Consider the following 7943-nt stretch of genomic DNA (forward strand, 5'->3'; position numbering starts at 1 on the left):
AAGATGATTTTGCTTTCCTTTTTTAATTCCATTTTTGTGAATATGTTTAGACCCGCACTCTGGACATTGTATCATTTTTTTATTTTTGATAATTTGACCCCTTTATCTAAAAATCATACCTTAATTCAGCAACGCCAATTTAATAATTGATAAAGGGAAATCTCCTTATAGGCGGTTTTTTAGCCAAAAATATAACCTAAGGCTTCTCACAACAGAAGCTAAAAAAATGCAGTTTAATTGTTTATTAACAATAATAGCAATAATTCTTCTGAGAGAATAATAATTCATGTAGTTAGATTTTTGGTTAAAATTTAATTTTGTTAAGGTATAACAATAATTTTATAAATTAATAATGGAAACAAACAATTTCATTTTACGACAAAATATTACTGGTTCAAGACGTTTTAGCAATTTATGGTGGGCAATAGTAGTTTCCATCGGTGGCATTGGTTTTTTATTAGCAGGTTTATCTAGTTATTTACATACTAATTTACTAATTGTGAGTGATACCTCAACACTTCAATTTGTACCTCAAGGTATCGCTTTAACTTTTTATGGTGTGGCTGGGGTTTTACTTGCCTTATATTTATGGTTAATGGTTTTCCTCAATGTTGGTGGTGGTTATAACGAGTTTGATAAAGAAAAAGGTAACGTAACTATTTTTCGTTTCGGATTTCTCGGTAAAAATCGCCGCATTGAATTAGTTTATAATTTAGACGATATTCAAGCTATTAGAGCAGAAATTAAAGAAGGTTTAAATCCCAGAAGAACTTTATACTTAAGAGTTAAGCCTAAAAGAGATATTCCGTTAACCCCTGTGGGTGAACCCATTTCCCTTGCTAAATTAGAAAACCAAGGGGCTGAATTAGCTCGTTTTCTGACTGTACCTTTAGAAGGACTTTAAACTATTAACAATTAACAATGCTAGAAAAGATCAGTTAAAATTTATGAAAATTTCTAATCATCTCAATATTTTTTTGATTTTGTTTCTTTTGACAACTATTAGTTTGGCAGGATGTGAAAAATTAGATTCTAATTCTAGTTCAACTACAACTACAACAACTCAAGAAACTGTCAACCCAGAAAAACCTACTGAAATTAAAAATATTAATAACACAATGAATTTACCCACATTAGAAGGCAAAGCTACGGTTGTAATGAAAGTTAATGGTCAATCTGTTACTATTGAGGTTGACGGTGATAATGCCCCTATTACGGCGGGTAATTTTGTTGATTTGGTACAAAAAGGAATTTATAATGGTTTAGTATTTCACCGAGTTGTTAAAGATCCCACTCCTTTTGTAGTACAAGGTGGAGATCCTCAAGGTAAAAATCCTAATTTTCCTGTAACGAATTTAGGTACTGGCGGTTATAGTGATCCTGTAACAAAAGCTCAACGTTATATTCCTTTAGAAATTCGCCCAGAATATGACGAAACCAAAAAAGATCCTCAGATACCTGATATTGTTTATGGTACAACTATTACCACTGCACCACAACTAAAACATGATTATGGTGTTATCGCCATGGCACGATCTCAAGCTCCTGATTCTGCTTCTTCTCAGTTTTATTTTACTTTAGCTGATCTTCCTTTCCTTGATGGTAGTTATGCTGTTTTTGGTAAAGTTACTGAAGGGATGGATGTCGTTAATCAAATTAAACAAGGCGATCGCATTGAAAGTGCGGAAGTTGTAGCTGGTGCTGAAAATTTGAAACAAAATAAATAATAGTAAAGGGAAATAATATTTATCTTTGTAACTAAAAAGAAAGGAAAATAGTAGTTAATTATTTTTGATGGTTAAAGTAGTTGTGACAGGTATTAGTCTAATTTCCTGTTTAGGAGATATAAATTTGACTTGGAAAGGAATTATTAACGGGATGTCTGGCATCAAATTTAGTCAACCCTTTAACTATTTTCCTCCTTTACCATTAGGATTAATTAATGATCAACCTTCTTCCATTGAAAATATTACACCTAAATTAATTAAAAATCTGTGTTTAGATAGTAATATTTTCCCCCCATTAAATGATACTGCCGTGGTGATTGGTTCGAGTCGTGGTTGTCAAAGTCAATGGGAAGTTTTTTTATCCACTAAATCATGGCAAAAATCAAAAGAAATTCAACATTTTTCTCCTTCTTGGTTAGAAACCTTACCTTGTCAACCAAGTATTATTACAGCAAAATATATTCAAACTTTATCCTCAGTTTTCTCCCCAGCCAATGCTTGTGCGACGGGGTTAGTAGCCATTGCACAAGGCTATGAATTAATTAAACAAAAAAGATCTAAAAGAGTAATAGTTGGTGCGGTAGAAACTCCCATAACCCCTTTAACGATAGCAGGATTTACCCAAATGAAAGCATTAAGCAAAAATGGGTGTTATCCTTTTGCTATCCATCGAGATGGATTTGTTTTAGGGGAAGGAGGTGCAATGTTAATGTTAGAAACTGAAGAATTAGCAAAAAGTCGTGGAAGTAAAATATACGGTGAAATTTTGGGATGGGGAATGAGTTGTGATGCGGAAGGAATGACATCCCCTAGTGTTGATGGTAAAACCGCTATTAAAACCATTCAACAGTGTTTAAAGCGCTCTAATTTACAAACTAAAGATATAGATTATATTAATGCTCATGGTACAGGTACAATTCTAAATGATCAAAGAGAAGCAAAAATTATTCATGAATTATTTAGTCATGCTCCCAAAGTAAGTTCTACCAAGGGAGCGACGGGTCATACATTAGGTGCTTCAGGTGTTATGGCGGTGGCGTTAAGTTTAATGAGTTTAAAAAAACAAGTATTATTACCAAATTTAAACTTATTACCATTAGATTTTGGACTTAATTTTTGCCAACAATCAAGGCAATATCAATTAAGTAAAATGCTTTGTTTTAGCTTTGGATTTGGAGGGCAAAATGCCGTTATCTCCATAGGAAAATACTAGGATGCTTTTTTCACAATTGTCATATCCTGTTGACGAGGTACAAGATTAACTTTTTGGGTATGTACTTGTTGACGACCGTTACTAACAACCCTTAACATATCACTAAGATCTTTTTCTAATTTAGATAATACTGAGTCAGCGTAAAGATCTGCTTCATTTTGAATATCCTCAGCTTCCATAATAGCTTGTTGTCTCGTTTTGACTACTTCTTGTTGAATTTTTTGTCTAATTTGTTCAACATCGGCGATGGTTTTTCGTTGTAAAGTTTCACAATCTTGTTGTACTTGTCGTCTAATTTGATTCGCTTGTCCTTCTGCTTGTTGTACTATTCTTGACTCATCTAGTAATTGTGCTGCTCTTCTTTGGGCATTTTCCACAATTTTTTGAGCGTAATTTTGGGCTTCTCCTAAAATTTGTTCTCTTTGTTGTAAGATTTGATTAGCCTGTTGTAAACAATCAGGAAGATTAATTCTCATAGAGTCCAATTGAGAAATTAAAGTATCTTCATCTATTAAAGTTTTACCCACAAAAGGAAGATGAGTGCTACTAAGAATTAAGTCTTCTAGTCTATCTATTTCTCCTTGCATATCAACACCCATTTCTTGAATTTTAGGTGGTTTTTCTGGTAATGGTGAAATGGTGGTAAATTCTTGCTGGGAAGGTAAATTGTTCGCCATGATAAAATTAAAATCTCCTCTATTATTGCTAATATGATAAATCAAAAATTATGAAAATAATCAAACTAACTATTGTCAATTGTCTATAGTGTATTGTCAATTATCAATTATCTAAAAAATTTATTGATTTAATTTATGTTGTCCATCTGCAATCGCACGACTACAACACCAATCACTAGGAAGAGTAGAAGGCCAACCCATTTCAATGGCTTCCTGACAAATAGTAGTTACCGTTAATTGACAATCAATTAATTGAAAATCCTCTTTTTGACATTGTTTGAGACTATGTTTAAGAATAGAATCATCTTGAAATTCAAGGGTTTTATTACACTGAACACAAACAATATGATGATGATGGTGAGGATAAGGATGATTCAACTCATAATGTTTATGACCTTCGGCTAATTCTAACTCTCGAAGGACTCTCATTTTTGTCATTAATTTTACACTACGATAAATAGTGGATAAACTAATGTTTTCTCCTCCTTCTTCTAATAATTTATATAATTCTTCCGCGCTTAAATGATTTCCTTGAGGAAGGTTATCAAATACCTCAAGTATTTTTTCTCGTTGGGGAGTCATGCGCCAACCTCTGGAATTTAGCTTTTTTTTAATGGCGGCAGTATTATCTAAAGACATAAGCAACTTAATAAAGAAGAAATGATTTCTTTACCTATGATACTTTTCTTGTCCGCTTATTTGCAAGAAATATATTTAAAAACTAGACGTTACGCAGCCTTAATTATTTGTAACTCATTTATTGATGTTTTCTGGAGAATCCTAACAAACATTAGTAATATTTTACGTTTTTTTAAATAGGTAGTGGTTAAAATAGTTAATACAATATTTTTACTTATATCCCAATGCCTAGTTCATTCTCAGACACTGATTTCCTTCAACAATGGCAGTATGTTCTTGCTCCTTATAATTTGGGTTATAAGCTTAAACTTGTATCTCAATTAATGTATCGAGATTTCTTGGAAAGACTTGAACCTTATGGATTAACTCCATTTCACTATTTGGTTTTATGTTGTCTCTGGGAAGAAGATGGGCTTTCAACGACTGGCATAGCAAATAAACTAAAGCAATTGGGAGCAACGTTAACTGGAGTAGTTGATCGAATGGAAGAGCGTCAACTAGTTATAAGAGAGCGCAACCTAAGTGATCGTCGAGTTGTGCAAATTTGGCTTACAGAAGAGGGGAAACAACTTATGAAGGTTTTACCACCTATCGGAGCAGCAACGATTGAGAAAGCTACTAAAAATATCTCAAGAGCAGATCAGGAGATGGTTACGAAGATATTGGATCGGATCGTCCAGAATCTAACCTAAAAATTTGATCACTTAAGGATTGACAGGCAGACAATTATTTAATATATTAACTATCAATATGTTAAATAATTATTCGAGAGAGGAAAAAAATGCCCAAGTTAAGTATCAAAGCAAAAAACTGGTTATTGTCGGCACATATTAGTTTTGCTGCTCTTTGGACAGGAACTGTCCTTAGTATGTTTCTTTTGTCTTTAAGGAATACGAACTCAACTAACGCACAAGCTCTTTACGCTCTCAATTATGCAATTAATCTCCTTGATGACTATGTTGTTATTCCTTCTGCGATCGGTTCAGTTCTTACAGCCACGTTTCTTTGTTGGATGACTAATTATGGATTTACTAAATTTTATTGGGTGATTACAAAATGGATTTTGACAACGGGATTAATTATTTTTGGGACTTTTTGGCTCTTCCCTTGGGCAAATACTGCTGAAAATATTTCGTCAGAAGAAGGATTGCAGTCTTTCCACAACTCTATCTATTCTTTCGATGCTGAAGGGGTTTTGATAGGATCGGCGATTCAAGTTGTTTTTCTCATCTGCGTTATAGGTATCTCAGTTTTAAAGCCTTGGGGAAAAAGACCTATTAAAGAGGAATTAATCAAGTTAAAATGACCAAATGAAACAAAAACTCAAAGAATTTCTAGGCGTTGAGAGGGTTATGCAACCAAAGGAATTGACTCCTCATCTGTCTCAATCTTACCCGAAGTGAAGGAATCTGAAGATGCACAATGAATGCTACCTTAATGAATTAGAGATGGTGTTTTTTCCTTTGAGCTAATCTCAAATCTTGTTGTTTGTGTTAATATTTCTTCGACCCGTTTTCTAATGGGTGATACTAATAATTGGAATTTTTTATTTCAATTAAAATGCATGACTCCTCAAAGACAAAATGATTCATTTTACTCTGAGGAGTCATGCATTAAATAATTTTAAAAAGATATAAATAAGTTACATTTTTGTAGAAGGTTAACATCAGTTAAAAATTGAAAATAACTGCTAAACTATTTTAATTATTAAAGATAAGGATTTATTCACTATGGAATTTGAAGGTTTTTGGGAAAATGTCTTGCGCTATCCTCGTTATATGGTAAGTTTAATCTTCGGTATTTTCTTTTTTTTATGGCAACAAATTCAACCATTATTTAAAAATCCTGTCACCGCCACAGTAATATTAACCTTAATTATTGGTAGTTTTTCTTTCCTTTATTTTACCCTCAAAGCTATGTTAGGCGTAAATCCTGTATAATGGACATCTTATTTTAGATATTAAATATTATTTTTAGTTTTATTGTAGAAAAAAATGGCAAATAGTCGTCGTGTAGAGAAAGTATCGTCTTTAATTAAAAAAGAAATCAGTCAAATGCTGATCAACGGTATTAAAGATGATAGAGTAGGATCTGGCTTAGTTAGTATTACTGAAGTAGAAATATCAGGAGATTTACAACACGCTAAAGTTTTTGTAAGTATTTATGGTACTCAAGCAGCTAAAAACGAAACTATGGAAGGATTAAAAGCCTGTACCCCTTTTGTAAGAAAAAGTCTAGGACAAAGAATTAGTTTACGTCATACCCCAGAAATTCGTTTTGTAGAAGATACATCCTTAGAAAAAGGTGATAATCTCATCAATTTAATTAACCGTATTACTCCTATGGATAATTCTGAAGAAGAGTAAATTATGGAGATACAAGAAGTAATTATCAAGAAAAATGTCAATTTTTAGTTTATTGATACCTTACCGAAAGGTCTATTCTTTATCATTAAAATAATAAGCGGGTGGGGGGAATCGAACCCCCATCATTAGCTTGGAAGGCTAAGGTTTTACCACTAAACTACACCCGCAGGTTTTATTCAAAACACATTGACTATCATAACTAATATTTTAAATTTTGGCAACTATTTATTAACTAAAAATTTTGGCTATTCTACCGTAATTATGATAAATTCAGATAAAATAAATGTTATAAAGTTTGCAGTATAACGATTATGAGAATTAACAATTAAATTTTTTATAGATTCACTGTTTACATTTCACCTGACACCAGACACCTGACATCTTTTTCAAGAAATAACTTATCATAATCAAAGTAACAGAGTCAAAGTTTTTTCTGAAATAATTTTTTAAAAGTGTTAATTAATGTTTAAACCATTCCAATTATCAGGCATCGGGCTTCATTCAGGAGAAAAAACCACCGTTAAAATTTCTCCTGCACAAAAAGGAAAAGGGCGTTATTTTGTAAGGGTAGATTTACCTAATAACCCCATTATTCCTGCGAATATTGACTATATTGCCACTACTACTTTATCGACAGAATTAAGTAACCAAGGTGTTAAAATTAGAACTGTTGAGCATTTATTAGCGTCTTTACTCGCTTGTGGTATTGATGATGCACAAATTGAGATTGACGGAAATGAAATACCTTTGTTAGATGGATCGGCACAAGAGTGGGTAAATAATCTTGATTATATTTCCGATAAACCTTTTGAGTCGCCAACAGATACTATTAATGAAGCTATTTGGGTAAGAAAAGATGATGCTTTTTGTGTCGCCTTTCCTTCTGGTGAAATAAAATTTAGTTACGGTGTTGATTATCCTTATTCTGTGTTAGAAAATCAGTGGTTTAGTTGGTATCCTCAACGAGAAAGTTTTGTAACTGCCATCGCACCTGCTCGTACTTTTGGTTTTGCAGATCAAATTGAACAATTACAAAAAGCTGGTTTAATAAAAGGGGGTAGTTTAGAAAATGCCTTAGTTTGCGATAAAAGTGGTTGGTTAAATCCGCCTTTGAGATTTGATAATGAAGCCGTAAGACATAAATTACTAGATTTAATCGGTGACTTGAGTTTATTAGGTAAAATTCCTACTGCACATTATTTAGCTTATAAAGCCAGTCATCAACTTCATACAGAATTAGCAAAAAAAATTAAACAATCTTTAATAATTAGGAGATAGGAGATAGGAGATAGGAGATAAGAGATAAGAGATAAGAGATAGG

10 protein-coding genes and 1 tRNA gene are annotated in these 7943 nt (G+C 32.6%); 8 read left to right on the top strand and 3 right to left on the bottom strand.

Annotation, left to right across the window (positions count from 1 at the left end; genetic code table 11):
* The first annotated feature begins 352 nt into the window (after nt 1–352).
* The 3 genes from ACEW8E_RS06195 to ACEW8E_RS06205 all read left to right on the top strand — a co-directional run bounded on the left by ACEW8E_RS06195 (nt 353) and on the right by ACEW8E_RS06205 (nt 2940).
* Nucleotides 353–904, top strand: a complete 552-nt coding sequence (locus tag ACEW8E_RS06195) for a photosystem I assembly protein Ycf4 (RefSeq protein WP_373479467.1) — start codon at nt 353–355, stop codon at nt 902–904.
* A 43-nt stretch (nt 905–947) separates the two neighbouring features.
* The gene (locus tag ACEW8E_RS06200) at nt 948–1727 is read left to right on the top strand and encodes a peptidylprolyl isomerase (protein ID WP_373479468.1); all 780 of its coding nucleotides are present in this window, start codon (nt 948–950) and stop codon (nt 1725–1727) included.
* A gap of 67 nt (nt 1728–1794) precedes the next feature.
* Nucleotides 1795–2940, top strand: coding sequence for a beta-ketoacyl-ACP synthase (locus tag ACEW8E_RS06205; RefSeq protein ID WP_373479469.1), 1146 nt, complete (start codon nt 1795–1797; stop codon nt 2938–2940).
* On the opposite strand, the gene ACEW8E_RS06210 is transcribed toward ACEW8E_RS06205, so the two are convergent.
* Nucleotides 2937–3617: an ATP synthase F0 subunit B gene (locus tag ACEW8E_RS06210; protein ID WP_373479470.1), complete on the bottom strand. Its 681-nt coding sequence runs from the start codon at nt 3615–3617 to the stop codon at nt 2937–2939. The two genes, ACEW8E_RS06205 and ACEW8E_RS06210, sit on opposite strands and share 4 nt — an antisense overlap.
* A 120-nt stretch (nt 3618–3737) precedes the next feature.
* On the bottom strand, nt 3738–4256 hold the full coding sequence (locus tag ACEW8E_RS06215) for a transcriptional repressor (RefSeq protein ID WP_373479471.1): 519 nt from the start codon (nt 4254–4256) through the stop codon (nt 3738–3740).
* A gap of 224 nt (nt 4257–4480) precedes the next feature.
* Between ACEW8E_RS06215 and ACEW8E_RS06220 the strand changes: the two genes are divergently transcribed.
* The 4 genes from ACEW8E_RS06220 (at nt 4481) to rbfA (ending at nt 6622) form a co-directional block, all read left to right on the top strand.
* Complete coding sequence (locus ACEW8E_RS06220) at nt 4481–4948, top strand: MarR family winged helix-turn-helix transcriptional regulator (RefSeq protein WP_373479472.1); 468 nt, start codon at nt 4481–4483, stop codon at nt 4946–4948.
* Between the two features lie 89 nt (nt 4949–5037).
* Nucleotides 5038–5562 carry a hypothetical protein gene (locus tag ACEW8E_RS06225; RefSeq protein ID WP_373479473.1) on the top strand — a complete coding sequence of 175 codons (525 nt, stop codon included), beginning with the start codon at nt 5038–5040 and terminating at the stop codon, nt 5560–5562.
* A gap of 424 nt (nt 5563–5986) precedes the next feature.
* A complete protein-coding gene (locus tag ACEW8E_RS06230; RefSeq protein WP_373479474.1) occupies nt 5987–6196 on the top strand; it encodes a DUF751 family protein in 210 nt (69 codons plus the stop codon).
* A 54-nt stretch (nt 6197–6250) separates the two neighbouring features.
* A complete protein-coding gene (gene rbfA / locus ACEW8E_RS06235) occupies nt 6251–6622 on the top strand; it encodes a 30S ribosome-binding factor RbfA (RefSeq protein ID WP_373479475.1) in 372 nt (123 codons plus the stop codon).
* Nucleotides 6623–6718: 96 nt separating this feature from the next.
* On the opposite strand, the gene ACEW8E_RS06240 is transcribed toward rbfA, so the two are convergent.
* A tRNA-Gly gene (locus ACEW8E_RS06240) sits at nt 6719–6789 on the bottom strand.
* Between the two features lie 295 nt (nt 6790–7084).
* On the opposite strand from ACEW8E_RS06240, the gene lpxC reads away from it, so the two are divergent.
* On the top strand, nt 7085–7900 hold the full coding sequence (gene lpxC, locus ACEW8E_RS06245; protein ID WP_373479476.1) for a UDP-3-O-acyl-N-acetylglucosamine deacetylase: 816 nt from the start codon (nt 7085–7087) through the stop codon (nt 7898–7900).
* Nucleotides 7901–7943: the final 43 nt, after the last annotated feature.

The organism is Geminocystis sp. (assembly GCF_041753295.1).
Classification (GTDB): Bacteria; Cyanobacteriota; Cyanobacteriia; order Cyanobacteriales; family Cyanobacteriaceae; genus Geminocystis.